Raw genomic sequence first — 23275 nt, forward strand, 5'->3', positions numbered from 1 at the left:
CGCGCCTCCCACAAGGGGAGCGTCGTGCACAGATCGCTTTCGTGGGAGGCCCGCCCCCGGGGCGAAGCTTCTCGGGCGCCGAGCCGTCGTCGTTCGCCGCGGGTCGCGCCTCCTACAAGGGGAGCGCTGTGCGCGGCCTGTTTTCTTGAAAGATTAAAACGGCCCCGACGAATTCGGGCCGAAGCAAAACAACAAAGAGGAATCCGCAATGTCCGTCTTCACCCATCCCGATTTCGATCATCACGAGCAGGTGGTGTTCTGTCACGACAAGGCATCGGGTCTGCGTGCGATCATCGCCATCCATGACACCACGCTCGGCCCGGCGCTGGGCGGCTGTCGGATGTTCCCTTATGCCAGTGACGACGATGCCGTGCGTGATGTGCTGCGTCTCTCGCGCGGCATGACGCTGAAATCCTCGCTGGCCGGTCTCAAGCTCGGTGGCGGCAAGGCGGTAATCATCGGCGACCCGCACACCGGCAAGAGCCAGGCGTTGCTGCACGCCATGGGCGATTTTGTCGACAGTCTCGGCGGACGCTATATCACCGCGGCTGACTCCGGCACCGGCGAGCCGGAAATGCAGGCCTTCGCCCAGCGCACGCGTCATGTCATTGGTGCAACGCCGCGCGCCACACTTGACGGCAGCATCGCCAGTGGCGACCCGTCTCCTTCCACCGCCCTTGGTGTGTTTGTCGGCCTGCGTGAAGCGGTGCGCCAGCGTCTTGGTCGGGACAACCTTCAAGGGCTGAAAGTGGCGATCCAGGGCGTTGGTCACGTTGGCTTCGGGCTGGCCCGGCACCTCAAGGCAGCCGGTGCCGAGCTGTGGGTTTGCGACATCTTCGAGGCCAACGTACAGCAGGCGGTGGACGAGCTCGGTGCACACGCCGTGCGTCCTCAGCATATCCACGGCCTGGACGTGGATGTGTTCGCGCCCTGCGCCATGGGCGGCATCCTCAATGCCGAAACCCTGCAGACCCTGCGCGCGCCGGTGATAGCCGGCGCGGCGAACAACCAACTGGCGAACCCGCAGATCGGCGTCGAGCTGCAGCGGCGCAATCATCTTTACGCGCCGGACTACGCGATCAACGCCGGCGGCATCATCGACGTCTATTACCAGCGTATCGGGGGCAGCGCGGCGCAGACCGACACTCACGTCAAGGGCATCGCCGACACCCTGCGCGAGATCTTCAATCGCGCTGCCGCCAGTGGCGAACCGACCTCGATCATCGCTGACCGCCTGGCCCTCGAACGGCTGCACATCGGTGAATCCAGGGTGCAGCCGAGCGAGCAGCGATTGCACGCCTAGCGATCTTCCGGGCGGCCCTGTACCGCCCGGTTTCTGTCGGCAGCCCAGCCGTACTGCCGAGCCATTGACGGAGGCGTTGAGCCGCTCAGCCAGGCGCAGCAAGGGATGGCGTGCAGGCATCTGGCGTTCCAGGGCCGTACTCGCAAAGCGGACGGTCCTGGCTCCGCTATCGGCGTATCCGTTGTACCTCCCTGACAAAAACAACAAGCAGGAATCCGCAATGACAGACAAAAGCAGCCTCGTCGCCGGCACGCTCGGTGGCGCTTCCGTTCGTACTCAGCAAAGCGCGGCGCGGGGTCTCTGGTCCTCGCGCTGGGTATTCTTCCTGGCCGCTACCGGTTCGGCGGTTGGCCTCGGCAATATCTGGAAATTCCCCTACATCACCGGCCAGAACGGCGGCGGTGCCTTCGTGTTGGTGTATCTCGCCTGCATCCTGCTGATCGGTATCCCCTTGCTGATGGCCGAGGTGATGATCGGGCGCCGTGGTCGGCAGAACCCTGATGGCGCCGTTGCGCGCCTGGCCCGCGAGGCGGGTGCTAGCTCGCGCTGGCGCATCGCCGGGTGGCTCGGTGGGCTAACCGGATTTCTCATCCTGAGCTTCTACCTGGTGGTGGCTGGATGGGCCCTGGCGTACGTCCCAACGACCTTTAGCGGCGGTTTCAATGGCGTCGGTGGCCAAGCCAGTGGCGATATGTTCGGCGCCTTGCTGGCCGACCCGCTGCGGCTGATCGTCTGCGGCAGTCTGGTGCTGGCGGCGACCATGCTGATCGTCGGCCTTGGTGTGCGTGGCGGGCTGGAGCGCTCGCTGCGCTTCCTCATGCCGGGCTTGTTCATCCTGTTGTTGGCGTTGGTCGGCTATGCCGCGGTGAATGGCGAATTCGCGCGTGGCGTGGAGTTTCTCTTCGTGCCCGACTTCTCCAAGCTGACCGCGACCAGCGTACTGGTGGCCCTGGGGCATGCCTTCTTTACCCTCAGCCTCGGCTGTGGCGCGATGATGGTCTACGGGTCCTACCTGCCGGAAGGCACCTCGATCGCCAAAACCTCGATTCTGGTCGCGCTGGCTGATACAGCCGTCGCCCTGCTGGCGGGGCTGGCGATCTTTCCTCTGGTGTTCGGCAACGGCCTGGAGCCGGGCGCTGGGCCGGGGTTGATCTTCGTCACCTTGCCGATCGCCTTCGGTCAGATGCCGCTGGGCCAACTGGTCGGCGGGCTGTTCTTCGTCATGCTGGTGATCGCCGCGCTGACCTCGGCGATTTCGTTGAGCGAACCGAGCATTGCCTGGATGACCGAGCGCTTCGGCATGACTCGCTTGAAGGCTGTGCTGGCCAGCGGTGCGCTGCTGTGGCTGCTCAGCCTGGGCAGCGTGTTTTCGTTCAATCACTGGGCGGAATACCAGCTGTTCGGCAAGACCTTCTTCGACAGCCTCGACTATCTGACCACCAATTGGCTGATGCCCTTGGGCGGGCTGTGCACGGTGCTGTTCGCCGGCTGGGTATTGCAGGAGAAGGTGGTGCGTGACGCCATTGGTATTCGTCAGGGCGGGCTGTTCCGCGCTTGGTGGACACTGCTGCGCTTCGGTACGCCCTTGGCCATCGTGCTGGTGTTTCTCAACCTGAGCGGGTTGATCTGATGTGTGATTACGGTTGAACGGCAGGGTAGTGGGTCCGCCTACATAGCCGATCCAGTCGGTGCGGTGCGACGGGCCGTCGCACCTGGCTGTAAATTTTTCGTTACGACTGGGCCGACGCGATGTCGCCACCGGGCGGTTCCAGAAGGCTGTAAAGAAATGTTGCCAGCGGGTTGGCCGTAGCGCTGTTGATGACGCTTGCAGCGGGCTTGTGCGGCTCCTTTCGCTGGTTTGTGATGGGCGCAGCCAAACCGTGCAGCGGCACCCAAAACAAGAATCAGGAGGCGAAAATGAACGCCGTGACCAAGATCGAACAGCACAACCCTATCGGTACCGACGGCTTCGAGTTCGTCGAATTCACCGCCCCGAACGCCGAGGGTATCGAGAAGCTGCGTCAGCTGTTCAACCAGATGGGCTTCACCGAGACGGCCAAGCACCGCTCCAAGGAAGTCTGGCTATTCCAGCAGAACGACATCAACATCGTCCTCAACGGTAGCCCCACCGGGCATGTCCACGCGTTCGCCGAGAAGCACGGGCCGAGTGCCTGTGCCATGGCGTTCCGGGTGAAAAACGCCGCCCAGGCCGCCGCCTACGTCGAATCCCAGGGCGCCAAGCTGGTCGGCAGTCATTCCAATTTCGGCGAACTGAACATTCCCTGCGTCGAGGGCATTGGCGGCTCCCTGCTGTATCTCGTCGATCGCTACGGCGACAAGTCGATCTACGACGTGGATTTCGAGTTCATCGAAGGCCGCACGCCGAACGACAACGCGGTCGGCCTGATGTGCATCGATCACCTGACCCACAACGTCATGCGTGGGCAGATGGACGTCTGGTCCGGGTTTTACGAGCGCATCGCCAATTTCGCGAGATCCGTTATTTCGACATCGAGGGCAAGCTCACTGGCCTGTTCTCCCGCGCGATGACCGCGCCGTGCGGCAAGATCCGCATCCCGATCAACGAGTCGGCCGACGATAAGTCGCAGATCGAGGAGTTCATCCGTGAGTACCATGGCGAAGGTATCCAGCACATCGCTCTCTCCACCGACGACATCTATGCCACCGTGCGCCAGCTGCGTGCCAACGGGGTAGATTTCATGAGCACGCCGGAGACCTACTACGAGAAGGTCGACACCCGCGTCGCGGGTCACGGCGAGCCCACCGAGGTGCTGCGCGAGCTGAACCTGCTGATCGATGGCGCGCCGGGCGACGATGGCATCCTGCTGCAGATCTTCACCAACACGGTGATCGGTCCGATCTTCTTCGAAATCATCCAGCGCAAGGGCAATCAGGGCTTTGGCGAAGGCAACTTCAAAGCACTGTTCGAGTCGATCGAGGAAGACCAGCTCCGCCGTGGCGTAATCAGCGGCGAATAAGCCGCTGACGGCGAAGAAGAAACGATTCAGGGAATGTCATGAACGACCGCGAAATGAAAGAAACAACCGGCTCACCGATGCTGAAGCTTTACGGCTACTGGCGTTCCAGCGCAGCCTACCGGGTGCGCATCGCGCTGAACCTGAAGGGGTTGGCGTTCGAGAATCTGCCGGTGCATCTGGTCAAGGACGGCGGCCAACAGCATTCGGCCGATTACAAGGTGCTCAATCCGCAAGAACTGGTACCGCTGCTGGTCGATGGCAACGAGCGCATCAGCCAATCGTTGGCGATTCTCGAATACGTGGAGGAAGTCTTCCCGCTTCCGACCCTGCTGCCGCACGATCCGGCCGATCGCGCGCGGGTGCGTTCACTGGCAATGCACATCGCCTGTGATCTGCATCCGCTGAACAATCTACGAGTGCTGCAGTACCTCAGTGGACCACTGGGCGTCGAGGATGAGGCCATGCAGCAATGGATCCGTCACTGGATCGCCACAGGTCTGGCCGGCGTCGAGCAGGGGTTGGCCGCGTTCGACGGCAAGCTGTCACTCGGCAGACGGCCGGGTTATCTGGAGGCATGTCTGGTTCCACAGGTATACAATGCGCGCCGTTTTTCCTGTGACCTCAGCGCCTACCCGCGCATTTTGCAGATGACCGAGCAGTGCGAAACCCTCGAAGCATTCGCCAATGCCGCTCCGGAGGTGCAGCCCGACGCTCAATGAAATAAAGGTCGATCCGCCTTGCCACTCCGTCGCGTCACAAGCGCGGCGGGTTCGATTTCCGTCACAGATAACAACAAGCAGGTGACGCATGACCCGTGAAACACCCAAGAACCTCTGGCTTTCCCGCTGGGGCTTCATCCTCGCCGCGACCGGTTCGGCCGTCGGCCTTGGCAACATCTGGAAATTCCCCTACATCACCGGACAGTACGGCGGTGGCGCCTTCGTGCTGATGTATCTGGCGTGCATCCTGGCCATCGGCATCCCGGTGATGATGACCGAGATCGCCATCGGCCGCCGCGGCCGTGGCAGCCCCATCGATGCGATCGGCCGCGCCGTGCGTGAGAACGGCAGCAGCGCCCTGTGGAAGGGTGTCGGCGGCATGGCCATGGCGGCCGGTTTCCTGATTCTGTGCTTTTACGTGGTGGTAGCCGGGTGGGCCTTCGCCTACACGGTCAAGATGCTCGACGGCTCGCTCGCCGCCAGTTCCGTCGACAGCCTGGCGCAGGTGTTCGAGGCACACAACGCCAACCCCTGGCAGCTCGGCGGCTGGAGCGTGCTGGTGGCGTTGCTTACGCTGTGGATCGTCGCCAAGGGCGTGCAACAAGGCATCGAAAGTGCGGTGCGCTGGATGATGCCGGGGCTGGCCGTGATGCTGCTGATCCTGGTGGGTTACGCCTTCACCAGCGGCGGCTTCGACGAAGGCTTCGCCTTCCTGTTCAGCTTCGATACGTCCAAGCTCACCGGTGAAGCGCTGCTGGCTGCGCTCGGCCACGCCTTTTTCACCCTCAGCCTGGCCTCCGGGGCGATTCTCACGTACGGCTCCTACATCCCTGACGGCCAGTCCATCACTCGCACCACCTTCATGGTGGCCATCGCCGACACCGCGGTGGCGCTGCTGGCGGGCCTGGCGATCTTCCCGATCATCTTCGCCAACGGCATGGATCCGACCGCCGGCCCCGGGCTGATCTTCATGAGTCTGCCGCTAGCCTTCCAGCAAATGCCGTTCGGCACCCTGTTCGGCACCTTGTTCTTCGCCATGGTCTCGATCGCGGCACTGACCTCGGCCATTTCGATGATCGAGGCGACGGTCGCCTACCTCAACGAGAAGCACGGCGTCAGCCGCCTCAAGGCCGCAGTGGGCGCTGGTGCCGTGTTGCTGGTGATCAGCTTGCTGGCGATGCTCTCGTTCAACCTGATGGCCGGCTGGACGCCGCTGGGCAAGAACTTCTTCGACTGGTTGGACTACCTGACCTCGCGCTGGATGATGCCGTTGGGTGGGATCTTCGTCGTGGTCTTCGCCGGCTACGTACTGCGCAGCGAAATCATGCGCGACGAGCTGGACCTGCCACCGCTGGGCTATGCGCTGTGGTTGTTCATGGTGCGCTATGTCTGCCCGGTGCTCATCACCATGGTGTTCCTGCACGCCCTGGGCTGGCTGGGCTTCGACCCGCTGGTGCGCTGGTACTGGATCGCTGGAGCCATCGGCGCGCTGACCATCCTCGGCGAGGGTCTGCGGCCACGGGTGATGCCGGCGCTGGCCGGACGCTGACTTCACCGGCCGGTTATTGAGATAGCCGAGCGGCACACCTGGCAACGGGTGTGCCGTTTTTTTGTTCGTGGCTCAGGGTGTGCTATCGCGGTGTCGGAAGTTTGCTCAGATCTCCGATCACCTTGCTAGAACCCACGGCTGACGGCACTTGAGCGCTATTCGGAAGCGATGATCGGCTGTAAAGGTTCGTTGATCGTGGCCGACAGAATGGCTAACGCAACGGATGCTTATTCGGACGAGGGATCGCCAATTCGATCCAGCCCATCCGGACACGCACCCATGCCTAGCCGTCTCAAGTTCAGCCACAAGATTTTGCTGGCCGCGTCACTCGTAGTGATCGCGACCTTCGCTCTGTTCACGCTCTACAACGATTATCTACAGCGCAACGCTATTCAGGCCAAGCTGGAAAGCTATCTGGACGAGATGGGCAAGGTCACTGCGCACAACATCCAGAACTGGTTGTCCGGCCGCCTCGTGTTGCTGGAAAACACAGCGCAGACCATTGCCCGCGACAGTTCCGGATCGGCCGTCGAGGCGCTGGTGCAGCAGCCGGCGCTCAGCTCTACCTTCGCCTTCACCTACCTGGGGCGCAGCGATGGCGAATTCATCGTCCATCCGCGCTTCGAGTTGCCGGCAGGCTACGATCCGCGTCAGCGTCCCTGGTACAAGGACGCGATCAATGCCGGCAAGACCACGCTGACCGAACCCTATCAGGATGCGGCCACCAACGAGCTGATCATCACTGCGGCGACCCCGGCCAAGGCCGGTAGCCAGAACCTGGGCGTGGTCGGTGGCGACCTCAGCCTCAAGGTGCTGGTGGACATCATCAATGCCCTTAACTTCGACGGCATGGGCTATGCCTTTCTCGTCAGCGGCGACGGCAAGGTGCTGGTCCATCCTGACCAAAGCAAGGTGATGAAGACCCTCGCCGAGCTCTATCCGCAGAACACTCCCGCGTTGACCAGCGGCTTTACCGAGGCCGAGCTCGATGGTCAGGAGCGCATCCTCAGCTTCAGTCCGGTAGCCGGCCTGCCGTCGGTAACCTGGTACGTCGGTATCTCGGTGGACAAGCAGAAGGCCTACGCGGCGTTGTCCAGTTTTCGTACCTCGGCCCTGGTTGCTGCGGTGATTGCTGTGGTGTTCATCCTGATCCTGCTGGGTATGCTGATTCGCGTGCTGATGCGCCCGTTGACCGAAATGGGGCAGGCAATGGAGAACATCGCCGCGGGCGAGGGTGATCTCACGCGACGCCTGAAGGTCGAATCGAACGACGAATTCGGCACGTTGGCCACGGCGTTCAATCGATTCGTCGAGCGTATTCATGGGTCGATCCGGGACGTGGCGTCCGCGACCGAACAGGTCAACGAGGTGGCGCAGCGGGTGCTCGCGGCCTCCAACTCATCGATGGTCAATTCCGACGAGCAAGCCAGCCGGACCAACAGCGTTGCCGCGGCGATCAACCAGCTCGGCGCTGCTGCCCAGGAAATTGCCCGCAACGCTGCCGACGCCTCGCAACAGGCCAGTGGCGCCAGCCATCAGGCCGAAGACGGACGCAAGGTAGTCGAGCAGAACATCGAGGCGATGCGGCAGCTGTCGAACAACATCAGCGCGTCCTGTGCGCAGATCGAAGCGCTGAACAGCCAGACGGTCGGCATCGGGCAGATCCTCGACGTGATCAAGGGCATCTCCGAGCAGACCAACCTGCTGGCACTCAACGCGGCCATCGAAGCGGCCCGCGCTGGTGAAGCCGGGCGTGGTTTCGCAGTGGTTGCCGACGAGGTGCGCAGCCTGGCGCATCGCACCCAGACCTCGGCGCAGGAAATCCACGGGATGATTGAAAAGCTGCAGGTCGGCGCGCGTGATTCGGTGAGCACCATGACCGAGAGCCAGCGCCAAAGCGAGGCCAGCGTGGGCATCGCCAACCAGGCCGGCGAGCGCCTTGGCAGCGTGACCCAGAGCATCGGCGAGATCGATGCGATGAACCAGTCGGTGGCCACCGCCACTGAAGAACAGACTTCGGTGATCGAGTCGCTGAACATGGACATCACGGAAATCAACACGCTGAATCAGGAAGGGGTGGAGAACCTGCATTCGACGTTGCGTGCCTGCGGGGATCTGGAGCAGCAGGCTGCGCGGTTGAAGCAGTTGGTGGGGAGTTTTCGGATCTGATCAGGGGTTGATGAAAAGGGCGCTTCGGCGCCCTTTTTGTTTAGCTGAGTTTGCCATCCGCTGCCCTACATCCGTGGGATGCCTAGTTCTCTCACGCTATCCATGCCGCTCGCCCGCTGCGCAGCGATTCCATTCGGCCTGCTGAATGGGGCATTCGGCGTTGTCTGGTAGTTCGGTGGGCAAGGATTCGGGTTCGTGGGTTACCCCGATTGGCCGGGTGGCTGAGGCATTGGTTTCGCCCTGCTGGGCGAGTCACTTTTTCTTGAGTGGCCAAGAAAAAGTAACCAAAAAGAAGGCCACCCCCGGCATCCGGGTTTTGCTTCGCAAAACTTCCCTCCCTCCGGCGCCGCTCCGGGGTCGTCGCGAAGGGACATCCATGTCCCATCGCTCCTCGCTCGGCATCCATGCCTCGCGTCCCCCTGCGCAGCACCTGCGCTCGGCCTTCTGAAGGGGATCGGGTCCGAGTCGTCTGAAGTTTTTGAACAGCGACAGCAACAAAGCACGTCAATCGCCGGAGGGCTTGGTAGGGTGGAAAACTGCGAAGCATTTTCCACCACAATCCACGCTGCAATCGGTATCGAATTTTGCCGACAAAATCGGTGGGTAAGCTTCGTGTTACCCACCCTACAGAGGGCCTCTGCAAACGCGTCGTTGCACAGCCCAACAGACGCCACCGAATCGCCCCATCAGGAGGCCGAATGGAATCGCTGTGTAGAGGGGCGAGCGGCATGGACGCCGCGAGAGCCGTGAAGGGCCATGGATGGCCCTTGCGCGGCGACCCTCGGAGCAGCGATGGAATGAGGGAAGTCGAGCGCCGCGAGACCCGGATGCAGGGGCAAGCGTTTTTGCTTACTTTTTCCGCGTTTGGAAAAAGTGAGTCGCCCAGCAGGGCGAAACCAATGCCCCAGCCATCCCGGCCAACAGGTGTAAACCAGATGACTCCAGCCCACTAAAGCTTCGCAGCCAAGGCCACTCCTATAACAGCGCATTGTGCAGGGCTCTCGAACTTGCAACAGTCTCGTCGTAGCCCGGCATTACGGCTCGTCACGGGGCCGAGTTCGTGGCAGCGGGCAACCGCGGCCTCGGCGCCACGCCCACCCGTTGACCCATTTCCTACTCCCACGGTCCAGATAAACCAAGGCCCCGCCAATCTCGGGCCACCCGACCACAGGAGACCCCCATGAAAATCCTCATCGTGCTCACCTCCCACAACAAGCTCGGCACCACCGGCAAACCCACCGGCTTCTGGCTAGAAGAATTCGCCGCGCCTTATTACGTATTCAAGGACGCCGGCGCCGAGATCGTCCTGGCCTCACCCAAGGGCGGGCAGCCGCCGCTGGATCCGAAAAGCGATGCGCCGGATGCCCAGACCGAGATGACCCAACGCTTCAAGAACGATGCCGAGTCCCAGGCCCTGCTGGCCAACACCCGCACGCTGGACGAGGTGTCGTCTGAGGATTTCGATGCGGTGTTCTATCCCGGTGGCCACGGACCGCTGTGGGACCTGTCCGGCAATCCCACCTCGATCTCACTGATCGAATCCTTCATCAAGGCGGGCAAGCCAGTGGGGGCGGTCTGCCATGCGCCGGCGGCGCTGATCGAGGTGCGCGGCGAGGACGGCGAATACCTGGTAAAGGGCAAGCAGGTGACCGGTTTCACCAACACCGAGGAAGCAGGCGTGCAGCTCACCGACGTGGTGCCCTTCCTGTTGGAGGAGAAGCTCAAGGAGATCGGTGGCGACTACAGCAAAGGGCCGGATTGGTCATCCTACGTGCGGGTAGACGGCCTGCTGGTCACTGGGCAAAACCCGGCGTCCTCGGAAGAGGCCGCTCGGGCATTGCTCAAACTAATGAATGCCGGTTGAAGGACTTCAGCGCGGGAGGCCGTTCGGCCATACCAGGATATCGGCCTGGCTGCAGGCTTCGAACAGCGGTTTGCTGAACAGATAGCCCTGCATCAGGCTGATACCCAGATCATGCAGGGCGCTGCATTCATCCAGCGTTTCCACGCCTTCGCCGATCACCTGGATGTTCAGCTCCTGGCACATCGCAACCGTTGCCCTGACGATGGCCTGGCGGGGGCGGCTCTGGTCGATGCCACGTATCAGGTCCATGTCCAGCTTGATGATGTCCGGCTGGAAGTCGGCAAGCAGATTGAGACCGGCAAAGCCGGCACCGAAATCATCGATGGCGGTGAGAAATCCAATGCGCTGGTATTCGCGCAGTACTTCGGCCAGCCACTTGGCATCGCTGATGCGCTCGCCTTCGACGGTCTCGAAAATGATCCGCTCGACCGGAAAGTCATGCGCGCGGGCTGCTTCCAGCGTCGAGCGAATGCACAGCTCCGGCCGGTAGATGGCGTTGGGCATGAAGTTGATCGACAGCCGGCTTTGCATGGCGAGCTTGGCGGCGGTCTTGATCGCCTTGATCCGGCCGGCCTGGTCGAAGCGGAAGCGGTTGTCCTCGTTGACCTGCGACAGCACGCTCGGTGCGGGCTCGCCCTCAGGGCCACGGACCAATGCTTCATGAGCGAAAATCTCGCGTTTGCCTAGATCCACGATCGGCTGATAGGCATAACTGAAACGAAAGCCCAGGCGTTCGCCATTGGCGCAGCTGGGACAGGCGCCATGTTCGCTGGCCGCATGGCAGACATATTCGCTTGGGGCAGGGTTGCCGTCAGTGCTGCGTTGAATCATGGGCGAGCTCGCTCGAAACCTGTTGCTGAAGATAGCGGCCGGGCCGGCCGCGGCTGAAGTCCATTCGTCACCAGGCTGCGCATTCCGCAAGATTGACCAAGCGTCATATTGAGTTAGAAATTCAAGATGTGATGGCTAAATGCTGCGGCCTGGCGCGGTCAGTCGAGTTCCGCCTGAGCTATCGATGTGGAGCGGCAATCATCGGAAAGATGGCCTGGGGCCCGGTTGCAGGCTTGGCCCCGGTGCGTTCGAGATGCGCAGCGCGCCCGGTCGTGACATGTCATGTCCGGCCTGCGCATAACGACGGTGTAGGGCATCCATGGCAAAAAAAGGCCAGCATGGTTGCCGGCCCGATGCCCTTCACGGGGAGTGCTTATGCCGTGACGCGTGCGATCGCCGCCGCCAGCTGATCCAGCCGCGCGGCATCCAGCCCGGCAATGTTGGCGCGGCCGCTTTCCACCAGATACACCGAATTCTCGCGGCGCAGGCGCAGCACCTGCTCGGCGGTCAGGCCGGTATAAGAGAACATGCCGCGTTGCTGTGTAATATGCGCGAAGCGCTCGGCCAAACCATGCGGTGCGAGGGCTTCGACCAGGCCCTTGCGCAAGCCGGCGATCCGTTCACGCTTGGCGGCGACTTCCTGCTGCCAGAGCTGACGCAGTTCAGGGTTGGCCAGGATCGTCGCGACCACGGCCGCGCCATGTGACGGGGGCGTGGACCAGAGGTTGCGTGCCACCGAAGCGAACTGGCTGCGCACGTCGAGCAGCGATTCGCCATTGGCGGCCACCACAATCAGTGCACCGGTGCGTTCGCGGTACAGGCCGAAGTTCTTCGAGCAGGAGCTGGTAATCAGCACTTCCGGCAGCGCCTCGACGAACAGACGAACCGCCCAGGCGTCTTCATCGAGACCGTCGCCAAAGCCCTGGTAGGCGAAGTCGAACAGCGGCAGCAGTTCGCGCCGACGAACGATCTCCAGCACCTGGTGCCACTCGTCCCGGCTCAGGTCGTAGCCGGTGGGGTTGTGGCAGCAGGCGTGCAGCAGCACCACATCGCCGCTGGGGATCCGCTGCAGCGCTTCGAGCATAGCGGGTACGTCGAGGCGGTTCTGCGCGTCGACATAGGGGTAATGCTCGACCTTCAAGCGGGCAGCGGCGAACAGGGTTTCGTGGATAGGCCAGGTTGGGTCGCTGAGCCAGAGGCCGCGGCTCGGCAGGCACTTGGCGATGAAGTCGCCCACCAGCCGCAGGGCGCCGGTGCCACCGGGTGTCTGGGTGCAGCCAGCGCGGTTTTCGATCAGGGCTGGCGAGCCCTCACCGAGCACCAGCTTCAGCAACTGCTCACCGAACAGCGGATCGCCATGGCCGCCGATATAGCTTTTGGTCTGCTCGCTGTCGATCAACCGCTGTTCGGCCAGCTTCACCGCCTTGGGGATCGGCGTCAGGCCCAGCGCATCCTTGTAGACGCCGACACCGAGGTCGAGCTTGGCCGGATTGGGGTCGGCGCGATAAGCGTCCAGCAGACCGAGAATCGGGTCGCCGGGAACCCGTACGACATCAGCGAAATGCTTCACTTGCGGCCCTCGGCAGTCTTGGCCACCTCATCGGTGCGCGCGGCCATGATGAAGTCGTTGCGGTGCAGGCCCTTGATCGAGTGGCTCCACCAGGTCACTGTGACCTTGCCCCATTCGGTGAGCAGGCCGGGGTGGTGGCCTTCGGCTTCGGCTATTTCGCCGACGGCATTGGTGAAGGCCAGGGCGTGGCGGAAGTTCTTGAACGCGAAAACCTTCTCCAGCTCCATGTGGCCGTCGCGGGTCTCGATGTTCCAGTCCGGGATCTGCTTGATCAGCTCGGCCAGTTCGTCGTCGGAGACCTTGGGTGCGTCGGCGCGGCAGGCTTCGCAGTGGGATTGGGTGAGAGCGGTCATGGTTGGGTCCTTGTGATGAGAGTCATAAGAGTTAAGCAGCGTAGGGTGGACAACGCCGCAGGCTTGTCCACGCGTCGGGTTCGGTCCGGCACGTTGCCGAGGGCTCATCCACCAATCGGCCGAAACGACCGGCATCGCCGCGAGACGTCGTTGTGGCCGAAATCAACGCGTGGAAAATGCTTCGTAGTTTTCCACCCTACGCCGCTTTCGGCGGGAATTTCGGCTGGTGCAGGCCCAACTGCATGGCGGTGCGGACGTGGGCCATGATGTCTTCATGAGCGACGTCGAACAGTCGCTTGAGTTCCGGCAGGGCGAAGTACACCGGCTGCAGGATGTCGATGCGATACGGCGTGCGCATCGCTTCGACCACGTCGAAGGGCTGATGCTCTGGCGCGTCCGAGAGGCAGTAAAGCGTCTCCTTCGGTGAGGAGAGGATGCCGCCGCCATAGATGCGGCGCCCGGCCGGCGTGTCTACCAGGCCGAACTCGATGGTCATCCAGTACAGCCGCGCCAGGTAGACGCGTTCTTCCTTGCTGGCCTTGAGGCCGAGCTGGCCGTAGGTGTGGGTGAATTCGGCGAACCAGGGGTTGGTCAGCAACGGGCAGTGGCCAAAGATCTCGTGGAAGATGTCCGGCTCCTGCAGATAATCCAGTTCCTCCGGGGTACGGATGAAGGTGGCGACCGGAAATCGCTTGCTGGCCAGTAGTTCGAAAAAGGTCTGGAAGGGAATCAGCGCCGGCACTCGCGCCACCTGCCAGCCGGTGGTGGACTGCAGCACGCGGTTGATCTCGTCCAGTTGCGGGATGCGGTCGCGGGGCAGGGCCAGCTGTTCGATACCGTCCAGATACTCCTGGCAAGCGCGACCGTCGAGTAGCTTCAACTGGCGTTCGATCAGCGTCTGCCAGACCGCGTGTTCGGCGTCCGGATAATGAATCTGGCCGTGCGCATCCGGTTCGCGGGCGACGTATTTCGTAGCTTTCATCTGACCTCCTGAGCGGGATGGCCGCGTAAATCTTGTTGTTATGGATGCCTCATCTGAACGCGCTGTAGATGCGCTGGGAAGTGCTTCGGACGGTCTTTCGCGAAAAGATATGCATCGGTTCGTAAAGAAAAGCTTACGGGTAGGCGGGTTGGCGTGATGATCGACTTGCTCGGTGCTGCTGCTGTCAAATAATCTTGACGATAATCAGCGGCAAGCGATAAAAATCGCCGGCGCTACCAACGACAACGGAGGCTTTCTCGCATGCGCATCAGGATTCTCTGCCAGAATCGCATCGGCATCCTCCGGGACATGCTCGAGTTGCTGGTGGATTACGGGATCAACGTCGCGCGTGGCGAAGTCGGCGGTGAGCATGGCAATGCGGTTTACCTGCACTGTCCCAACCTGATGAACCTGCAGCTGCAGGCCTTGCGGCCGAAGATCGAGGCCCTGCAGGGTGTGTTCGAGGTGCGCAAGGTTGGCTTGATGCCCAGCGAGCGGCACTCGCTGGAGCTCAACGCATTGCTTGGCGCGCTGGAATTCCCCGTGCTGTCCATCGACATGGCCGGCGCGATCGTTGCCGCCAACCGTGCCGCGGCGCAGCTACTCGGGGTGCGGGTAGACGAGGTGCCGGGCATGAGCCTGTCGCGCTATGCCGAGGATTTCGATCTGCCGGAGCTGGTGCGGGCGAACAAGGCGCGGATCAACGGCCTGCGGGTGACCATCAAGGGCGACGTGTTCCTCGCCGATATCGCGCCGCTGCAATCGGAACACGACGACAGCGAGGCGCTGGCCGGTGCGGTACTGACCTTGCACCGGGCCGATCGTGTCGGTGAGCGCATCTATAACGTGCGCAAGCAGGAGCTACGCGGTTTCGACAGCATCTTCCAAAGCTCGAAAGTGATGGCGGCGGTGGTCCGTGAAGCCCGCCGGATGGCGCCGCTGGACGCGCCGCTGCTCATCGAAGGCGAGACCGGCACCGGTAAGGAACTGCTGGCGCGTGCCTGTCACCTGTCCAGCCCGCGTGGACAATCCCCGTTCATGGCCCTCAACTGCGCGGGCCTGCCGGAATCCATGGCCGAAACCGAGTTGTTCGGCTACGGCCCAGGCGCCTTCGAGGGCGCGCGCCCGGAAGGCAAGCTCGGCCTGTTGGAGCTGACCGCCGGCGGCACGTTGTTCCTCGATGGCGTCGGCGAAATGAGCACACGCTTACAGGCCAAGCTCGTGCGCTTCTTGCAGGACGGCTGTTTCCGCCGGGTGGGCAGCGACGAGGAGGTCTACCTGGACGTGCGGGTGATCTGCGCGACGCAGCTGGACCTGTCCGAACTCTGCGCCAAGGGCGAATTCCGCCAGGACCTGTACCACCGGCTCAACGTACTGTCGCTGCACATCCCGCCGCTGCGTGAATGCCTGGACGGGCTGGAGCCGCTGGCATTGCACTTTATCGATCAGGCCAGTCGGCAGATCGGTTGCGCCTTGCCGAGGCTGTCAGCGCAGGCTCTGGAGCGGCTGGCCGCTTATCACTGGCCCGGCAACGTGCGGCAATTGGAAAACACCCTGTTTCAGGCGGTTTCGCTGTGCGAAGGCGGGTTGATCAAACCCGAGCACATCCGTCTCCCGGATTACGGCACGCCGCAGCCGCTGGGTGATTTCTCCCTGGACGGCGATCTGAACGGTATTGTCGGGCGCTTCGAGAAGGTGGTGCTGGAGGCGCTTTACCAGCAGCATCCGAGCAGCCGCCTGCTGGGCAAGCGGCTGGGCGTCTCACACACCACCATCGCCAATAAACTACGCGACTACGGGATCGGCAAGGACGGCTGAGCGGCGGCTCAGCGCACCGCCTGCAGCACCGCGTCGATCAGCGCCTGCAGATCGATCGGCTTGCGCAGGTGTAGGGTAAAGCCCGCGCTTTTGGCCTTCTCCACGTCGCGCAGGGTGCCGTAGCCGGTCAGTGCGATGCTCGGGGTCTGGGCATTGGTGGTGCCGCGTCGTATTTCGCTCATCATCTTGTGGCCGTCGATGACCGGCATGCCGATATCGGACACGATCACGTCGAAGCGCGACTGCTCCGCGAGTTCTATACCCTGGGCGCCGCTGTCGGCGACAGTCACCTTGGCACCTTCGCTCTCCAGCAGTTCGCGCATGGTGTCGAGAATGTCCGGTGAGTCGTCGACCAGCAGAATTCGGATGCCGAACAGGCCGCCGTTGAGCTCATGCGACGCCAGCCCGCTGAGTTCAAGTTCGGTCTGCAGGTGCATCGGCAGCCAAATGCTGAAGCGTGCGCCACGGCCCAACCCTTCGGAAAAGGCCTCGATACGCCCGCCGTGCGCTTCCACCAGCTGTTTGACCAGCGCCAGGCCGATCCCCAGGCCGTGCTTGGAGCGCTGAGCATGCTGCATCTCCGCCTGGCCGAACATGTCGAAGACCTTGGGCAGGAAATCCGCAGTGATCCCTTCGCCGGTATCGATGACGTCCAGGCGGGCCAGATCGCCGTCGCGTTCGAGCTGCATGCAGATGCGGTCGCCGCCCTTGGTGAACTTCCAGGCGTTGTTCAACAGGTTCCAGATGATCTGCTCCAGGCGCGTTGGGTCGGCATGAATGAAAACCGGTTGCTCCGGCTTGAAGGTTTCGAAGCTGACACCTTCGGCCTGAGCCAGCGGGCCGAACACCGCCTCGATGCCCTTGAGCAGTTCCTGATAGGACAGCGTGATGAAGTTGAGCTTGAGCTTGCCGGTGCGGATGCGCGAAACGTCCATCAGATCGTCGATGATTCGCGACTGGCTGCGCACCGCGTTCTGAATCGCCTGGGTGGCTTTCTGCAGAGAAGGTGTGTTTTTCGCGGCTTGGGAGCGGGCAATCAGGTCGGCATTGAGCTGGATGAGGTTCAGCGGGTGCTTGAGCTCGTGAGAGAGCACCGCGAAGAATTGATCCTTCTGCTGGTTGGCCGCCTGAATGCTCTCCAGTTCGTTCTGTTGATCGTGGCTGCGCTGTCGGTCCTCGGTGATGTCGCGCGCAATTTTGGCGAAACCGGTCACTTTGCCGCCGCCATCCACCAACGGATTGACCAGGCCGCTGAAGAAGCACTGGGTACCGTCCCGGCGCAGGTGCCATCTTTCGTCGGCAGCCTGACCCTGCTCCAGGGCACGCTGACGTTCGGCTTCCGGTACTCCGAGCGACCGATCCGCCTCCGTATAGATCAGCCGGATGTTCTGGCCCAGGACCTCCTTCTCGGCATAGCCGAAGATGTTTTCGGCGCCGCGGTTCCAGGTGGTGATGATGCCATCGCAGTCCAGGGTGATGATGGCGTAGCCCTTGGTGCTCTGCGCCAGCTGTTTCATATGGGCTTCGCCAGCGCGCACCTGCTCTTCGGCCCGGCGGCGGTCGGTTATGTCGATGAAGGTCAGCACGGCGCCCTGAATTCGATCGTCCAGGGTTCGGTAGGGCAGCACGCGCGCCAGGTACCAGTGGCTGCGGTCGAGGTTGCTGATCTCACGTTCGACCAGGTGCAGCGATTCGAAGGCTTCGGTGGCGTCCTGATGCAGCTGCGGATAGTCGAGACGATGGGTGATGTCCAGCAGCGAGCGCCCGGCGTCATTGTCAATCACGTTGAAAACGTCCTGCGCGCGCGGGGTGAACCACTTGATGCGCATGGTGCGGTCGACGAACAGGGTGGCGATGTCCGTCGAGGCGATCAGGTTCTGCAGGTCGTCGTTGATCTTGCTGGTTTCGTCGACCTTGGTCTTCAGTTCGAAGTTGACCGTGGTCAGCTCCTCGTTGATCGACTGCAGCTCTTCCTTGCTGGTTTCCAGCTCTTCGGTGGCCGAGCGCAGCTCTTCATTGATTGCCTGTAGCTCCTCGTTGGAGGCACGCAGCTCTTCGGTCGAGCTTTCCGAGTGCTCCATGGTCACCTGCAGCTGCTCCTTGGTCTGCTGCAGTTCGGCCTCCAGCTGGGTCAGCACCCGGTCCTTGGTGGTGGGATTTGCCAGCGTGTTGCCGTCCATGCAGTCTTCGACTTCATCGAAGATCACCAGCATGTATTCGCTGCCGGCTTCGTTATCGCGGAACGGCCGCACCACCATATTCACGTAATAGTGCCGGCCGTCGCGCTCCAGCCGTACCCGCCGCGCCTCGACGCTCTTGCCGGTGTGGGTGGCCTGGTATAACGCAGTGCGCAACTCCAGGCGCAGCTGCGGGTGTACCAAGATGGTCAGGTTCAACGAGGGCTCACCGCCGACATAACGCAGGAAGTTTCCGGCGCGGTCGGACATGTGGACGATCTCCGCGTCGTGATTGACGATCACACTGGGCGGTGCGTACTGCTCGAGCGCCCGTTGGTGCACGTCGGCAAAGGAGAACTTGCGGTTGCGTCTGTGCGGCTGGCTGGTCTGGGATTGGCTCAGCGGACCGGTCGCAGTCAACGAGTGAAAAGGGGCTGTGGGCGCGCGGCGCAACCCCGATCCGACATTCTTGGCACGGTAGATACGGTTCTTTTTGTCGACCGGCTCGAACAATTGGCTGCAGGCATCGGCGGTTTCCGAGCTGCCGAGAAACAGATAGCCACCGGCATTGAGCGCAAAGTGGAACATGCGCAGCACTTCGATCTGGATGTCCCGGTCCAGGTAGATCATCAGGTTCCGGCAGGAGATCAGATCGAGCCGGGAAAACGGGGGATCGCGAAGGATGTTGTGGCGGGCGAAGAGAATGCGCTCGCGCAGCTCCTTCTGCATACGGTAGTGGTTCTGCTCCTTGACGAAGTACTGGCGCAGGCGCATGGGCGGTACATCAGTGATGATGGCTTCCGGATAGACGCCGGTGCGCGCAGCTTCCAGAGAGCGATCGTCGATGTCGGTGGCGAATAGCTGCAGGTGCACCTCGTCGTCATGGTGAGGGCGTATCTGCGCATAGTCGGAGAACAACATGCCCAGCGAGTAGGCCTCTTCACCGGTCGAACAGGCGGCGGACCAGATGCGCAGCGACTTATCTTCGGCCTGGGCTTTTTCTTCGAAGAGCGCCGGGACGATGTCGCGCTCCAGCGCCTCGAACGCCTCGCGGTCACGGAAGAAGTTGGTCACGCCGATCAGCATGTCGGCAAGGAGATTGGGTGTCTCGTCCGGATGGTTCTGCAGGTATTTGGCGTAGCTGGGCATGTCGCGTAGCGCATTGACCTGCATGCGTCGCTCGATGCGGCGCAGCACGGTGGCCTGCTTGTAATGCCGGAAGTCGTGGCCGGTCCGGCTGCGAAGCGCCGCGAGGATTTCCCGTAACGCCAGCTCGTTGGGCTTGGACTGAGTGTGCGCGCGCTCGCTTTCCAGATCGCCCTGGTCCTGTTCGACGTCGCCGGGCGACGGGATGGGTGGGCGCTGGGTCAGCAACTCCACCATGTTTCGCCCCAACTCAACCAGGCGCTGCGGCATTTCCGCCACCGGCAGCACGATATCGACCATGCCGGTCTCGATGGCGTTGAGCGGCATCGAGTCGTATTCGGCGTCCTCGGGGCTCTGCGCCAGGGTCACCCCGCCTTGTTCCTTGATGCGCGCCAGACCGACCGAGCCATCGGCACCGCTGCCGGATAGCACGATGCCGATGGCGTGGGTGTGGTGCACGTCCGCCAGCGTGCGGAAGAACAGATCGATGGCGACCTGAGGCCCGCGTTCGCGGGTGGACTTGAGCAGGCGAAGGTAGCCGTCGCTCATCGACAGGTCCATCGCCGGCGGAATCACATAGATGTTGTTGCGCTCGATGGGGACGGGCTGCTGAACCTGCAGCACACGCATCCTGGTGACGTTCTGGAGAATCTTGTCGGCGTTGCTTTCGTGTTTGGGCGACAGGTGCATGATGACCACAAAGGCCATGCCGCAGTCGCTCGGCATCTGCTCGAAGAAGGTCAGCAGCGCTTTCAGGCCTCCCGCCGAGGCACCTATGCCAACCACCGGGTAATCCAGCGTGCTTCTGGCCACTTGGCTGTTTTTCGGCGTAGAAGGCTCAGAGCTGGTGTTCATCGATTCCTCGGCATTGGGTGCGCATTTTTTGTTCTGGCGGCTTGGAAAGAAGACAGCAGGCCCGCTGGGCGAATTCCTCTGAACGCCGGTTTTGTCGCGAAAGGGTCAGATGATACGGCTTGCCGCTGTCGATTGGCGCATTTTGCAGGGCGATGCGACGAGCCGGGCGGCTCAGCATTCGATGATATTGACCGCCAGGCCTCCACGGGCGGTTTCCTTGTATTTGCTTTTCATGTCCGCGCCCGTCTGGCGCATGGTGCGGATCACCTTGTCCAGCGAGATGAAGTGGCTGCCATCACCACGCAGCGCCATCCGCGCGGCGTTGATCGCCTTGACCGCGCCCATCGCGTTGCGCTCGATACAGGGCACCTGCACCAGGCCGCCGACCGGGTCGCAGGTCAGCCCGAGGTTGTGCTCCATGCCGATTTCGGCGGCATTCTCGACCTGTCTAGGGTTGCCGCCCAGCACTTCGCAGAGCGCGCCCGCGCCCATCGAGCAGGCGACGCCGACCTCGCCTTGGCAACCGACTTCGGCGCCGGAGATCGACGCGTTTTCCTTATATAGGATGCCGATCGCCGCGGCGGTGAGTAGAAACCGTACGACCCCGTCTTCGTTGGCGCCGCGGATGAAACGCACATAGTAATGAAGCAACGCCGGGATGATTCCGGCCGCACCGTTGGTCGGTGCGGTGACTACGCGCCCGCCGGCAGCATTTTCCTCATTCACTGCCAGCGCATAGAGATCGACCCAGTCGAGCACGCTGAGCGAATCGCGCAGGCTGGCTTCGGGATGCTCGCTGAGCTGCCGATACAGGCCGGCCGCGCGCCGTTGCACCTTGAGCCCACCGGGCATCACCCCTTCGGTGCGGCATCCGGCCTTGACGCAGTCCTGCATGACTTGCCAGATCTTCAGCAGGCCGGCACGGGTTTCGGCTTCCGGGCGCCATGCGGCCTCGTTGGCAAGCATCAGTTCGCTGATCGACAGACCCTGTTCACCGCACAGCGCCAGTAACTCGGCGGCGCTACGGAACGGGTAGGGCAGGGGTGTGCGATCTTCGACGATACGGTCGCTGCCGGCTGCCTGTTCGTCGACCACGAAACCGCCGCCCACTGAATAGTATTCGCGGCTGCGCAGTTGCAACCCGGCGCCATCGAAGGCGCGCAGAATCATGCCGTTGGGGTGATAGGCCAGCGGTTTGCGGATGAACTGCAGGTCGTTGCTGACTTCGAATCTAATCGGTTTCTCGCCCAGCAGTCGCAGCTCGTGGGACTCACGGATGGCCGCCATGCGCTGCGGGATGCTGTCGGTATCGACGGCCTCCGGCAGCTCGCCTTCGAGCCCGAGGATCACCGCCTTGTCGCTGCCGTGGCCCTTGCCGGTGGCGCCGAGCGAGCCGTATAGCTCGACCCTGACGCGCTCGGTGGCGCTCAGCAGCTCGTCATCGCGCAGGCCTTCGGCAAACCGCAGCGCCGCGCGCATCGGCCCCACCGTGTGTGAGCTGGACGGGCCGATACCGATCTTGAACAGGTCGAATACACTGAGTGACATGACAGGCTCCGGGCGAACAGACGTATATTGAGCCTAGACCCTCGATGCCGCTCAGCTGTTGCAATCGCGTCACTGCGACGGTGAATGGGGGTGGTTTCAGCGCGTCGCCGCCGAGCCGCCCCAGGGCTTGGCTTCCAGGCTGTTGTGCACCGCCGTGGCGGCCTGTGCGGCCTGACCAACGGCGACACTCATCTGTTTCAGGCCCTGGGTCACGTCGCCAATGGCGTAAAGCCCGCGCACCGAGGTTTGCATATGCTCGTCCACGCGTATGCCGCCGTCATCATTGCAACCCACATCCAGTTGCTGGGCGAGTTCCGAACGAAAGCGCGCGCCCAGACAAGGGTAGACGATGTCGAAATGATAGGTGTCGCCTCGGCAGGTGATCATCTCGATTCCGGTTGCGCAAGGGCGCAGCGCTTCGACGCGATCGCTGATCAGGTGCACGTCGTAATGCTCGGCCAGGGCGATGGCTTGGTCGCAGGCATCCTGCTCGCCATGCACCACCACCGTGACCTGGTCGGTGAAGGTGCGTAGAAACACCGCATGGCCGATGGCGCATTCCGCCTCGCCGTAGACCGCGACGTTGTCGCCGTTGACCTCGTAGCCATCGCAGATGGCGCACAGCCGCAGCTTGCCATCGCCGATGGCCTGCTCGACATCCGGCATGTCCGGCAAGGTATCTTCGATGCCGGTGGCCAGAATGATCCGCCGGGTCACACAGCTTTTGTCCCCGTAGCGCACGCTGAAGCCATCGGCGTGGGGCTCGATGTGTTCGACCCGACCATGCTCAAGCTCTGCGCCGTAGCTGCGGGCCTGTTCACGCAGACGAATCAACAGATCGTTGCCGTTGATGCCTGGCGGGAAGCCTGGGTAGTTATGCGACCGCGGTATCCATGAGGCGCGGCTGGAGCCTGCATCGACCACCCTGCAGCTACGGCGAAAGCGCGCCAGATAGAGCGCAGCGGTCAGTCCGCCCGGCCCCCCGCCAATAACCAGGCAGTCGATCAGGTCGGGGTTCGGCGGCGGTGGGGTCGAAACGTCGTTCATGGCAGATCGGAATGGCTGGGGATGTTGCCTGTAGAAGTGGCGGGCGATTTGAAAGTTCGCTTCTTCCGATGAGTGAAATGTTCCGTTTTGAGAGCTGATCGGACCTTCAACCCTTGTGCTAGAGCGTCTGATGGCCAAAACTGCGCCGCTCGGTGACTGGGCGGATTCAATCCGTACTGACCGGTCATCGCCATTCCAATAAAGGCCAGCCTGCGATTCGTCGCGGTGCTCTGGTCACCCCGCTTTACCCATTCAGGCGTACCACAACAGGTTCCGGCTGAACGCATATCGAACCGCAATACACCACTCGAACGGTGCTCACGAGGCGCCGCATCGAGCTTATTT

At 62.4% G+C, this 23275-nt stretch carries 14 protein-coding genes and 1 pseudogene; 8 read left to right on the forward strand and 7 right to left on the reverse strand.

Annotated elements, in window-relative coordinates; all coding sequences use genetic code 11:
- The first annotated feature begins 208 nt into the window (after positions 1 to 208).
- The 7 genes and pseudogenes from MCB86_RS07005 to MCB86_RS07035 all read left to right on the forward strand — a co-directional run bounded on the left by MCB86_RS07005 (position 209) and on the right by MCB86_RS07035 (position 10603).
- Positions 209 to 1303 carry a Glu/Leu/Phe/Val dehydrogenase dimerization domain-containing protein gene (locus tag MCB86_RS07005; RefSeq protein WP_239610435.1) on the forward strand — a complete coding sequence of 365 codons (1095 nt, stop codon included), beginning with the start codon at positions 209 to 211 and terminating at the stop codon, positions 1301 to 1303.
- A gap of 220 nt (positions 1304 to 1523) precedes the next feature.
- Positions 1524 to 2933: a sodium-dependent transporter gene (locus tag MCB86_RS07010; RefSeq protein WP_045160708.1), complete on the forward strand. Its 1410-nt coding sequence runs from the start codon at positions 1524 to 1526 to the stop codon at positions 2931 to 2933.
- Positions 2934 to 3220: 287 nt separating this feature from the next.
- Positions 3221 to 4302: pseudogene (hppD, locus tag MCB86_RS07015) on the forward strand (4-hydroxyphenylpyruvate dioxygenase).
- 77 nt (positions 4303 to 4379) lie between these two features.
- Positions 4380 to 5021 (forward strand): maleylacetoacetate isomerase, encoded by a 642-nt coding sequence (gene maiA, locus MCB86_RS07020; protein WP_239610552.1) that lies wholly within the window; start codon positions 4380 to 4382, stop codon positions 5019 to 5021.
- An 88-nt stretch (positions 5022 to 5109) separates the two neighbouring features.
- Complete coding sequence (locus MCB86_RS07025) at positions 5110 to 6570, forward strand: sodium-dependent transporter (RefSeq protein WP_045160710.1); 1461 nt, start codon at positions 5110 to 5112, stop codon at positions 6568 to 6570.
- 279 nt (positions 6571 to 6849) lie between these two features.
- Positions 6850 to 8739 (forward strand): methyl-accepting chemotaxis protein, encoded by a 1890-nt coding sequence (locus tag MCB86_RS07030; protein ID WP_239610436.1) that lies wholly within the window; start codon positions 6850 to 6852, stop codon positions 8737 to 8739.
- Between the two features lie 1180 nt (positions 8740 to 9919).
- Positions 9920 to 10603: a type 1 glutamine amidotransferase domain-containing protein gene (locus tag MCB86_RS07035; protein WP_239610437.1), complete on the forward strand. Its 684-nt coding sequence runs from the start codon at positions 9920 to 9922 to the stop codon at positions 10601 to 10603.
- Positions 10604 to 10609: 6 nt separating this feature from the next.
- Here MCB86_RS07035 and MCB86_RS07040 read toward each other — a convergent pair whose 3' ends face one another.
- From MCB86_RS07040 to phhA, 4 genes are all read right to left on the reverse strand, one after another.
- The gene (locus MCB86_RS07040; protein WP_239610438.1) at positions 10610 to 11434 is read right to left on the reverse strand and encodes an EAL domain-containing protein; all 825 of its coding nucleotides are present in this window, start codon (positions 11432 to 11434) and stop codon (positions 10610 to 10612) included.
- Between the two features lie 373 nt (positions 11435 to 11807).
- On the reverse strand, positions 11808 to 13004 hold the full coding sequence (locus MCB86_RS07045) for an amino acid aminotransferase (protein WP_239610439.1): 1197 nt from the start codon (positions 13002 to 13004) through the stop codon (positions 11808 to 11810).
- Entirely contained in the window at positions 13001 to 13357 is a 357-nt protein-coding gene (locus MCB86_RS07050) for a 4a-hydroxytetrahydrobiopterin dehydratase (protein WP_239610440.1), read from the reverse strand. The genes MCB86_RS07045 and MCB86_RS07050 overlap by 4 nt, the downstream gene beginning before the upstream one ends.
- A 196-nt stretch (positions 13358 to 13553) precedes the next feature.
- Positions 13554 to 14339, reverse strand: coding sequence for a phenylalanine 4-monooxygenase (gene phhA, locus MCB86_RS07055; RefSeq protein WP_239610441.1), 786 nt, complete (start codon positions 14337 to 14339; stop codon positions 13554 to 13556).
- 261 nt (positions 14340 to 14600) lie between these two features.
- Between phhA and MCB86_RS07060 the strand changes: the two genes are divergently transcribed.
- Complete coding sequence (locus MCB86_RS07060; protein WP_239610442.1) at positions 14601 to 16157, forward strand: sigma-54-dependent transcriptional regulator; 1557 nt, start codon at positions 14601 to 14603, stop codon at positions 16155 to 16157.
- Positions 16158 to 16165: 8 nt separating this feature from the next.
- Here MCB86_RS07060 and MCB86_RS07065 read toward each other — a convergent pair whose 3' ends face one another.
- The 3 genes from MCB86_RS07065 to MCB86_RS07075 all read right to left on the reverse strand — a co-directional run bounded on the left by MCB86_RS07065 (position 16166) and on the right by MCB86_RS07075 (position 22930).
- Positions 16166 to 20335 (reverse strand): CheR family methyltransferase, encoded by a 4170-nt coding sequence (locus MCB86_RS07065; RefSeq protein ID WP_239610443.1) that lies wholly within the window; start codon positions 20333 to 20335, stop codon positions 16166 to 16168.
- 171 nt (positions 20336 to 20506) lie between these two features.
- Positions 20507 to 21883 carry an L-serine ammonia-lyase gene (locus tag MCB86_RS07070; protein ID WP_239610444.1) on the reverse strand — a complete coding sequence of 459 codons (1377 nt, stop codon included), beginning with the start codon at positions 21881 to 21883 and terminating at the stop codon, positions 20507 to 20509.
- A 96-nt stretch (positions 21884 to 21979) separates the two neighbouring features.
- On the reverse strand, positions 21980 to 22930 hold the full coding sequence (locus MCB86_RS07075) for an NAD(P)/FAD-dependent oxidoreductase (RefSeq protein WP_239610445.1): 951 nt from the start codon (positions 22928 to 22930) through the stop codon (positions 21980 to 21982).
- Positions 22931 to 23275: the final 345 nt, after the last annotated feature.

The sequence above is a fragment of the Pseudomonas sp. KSR10 genome (genome assembly GCF_022355455.1).
GTDB classification, from domain to species: Bacteria; Pseudomonadota; Gammaproteobacteria; order Pseudomonadales; family Pseudomonadaceae; genus Stutzerimonas; species Stutzerimonas stutzeri_E.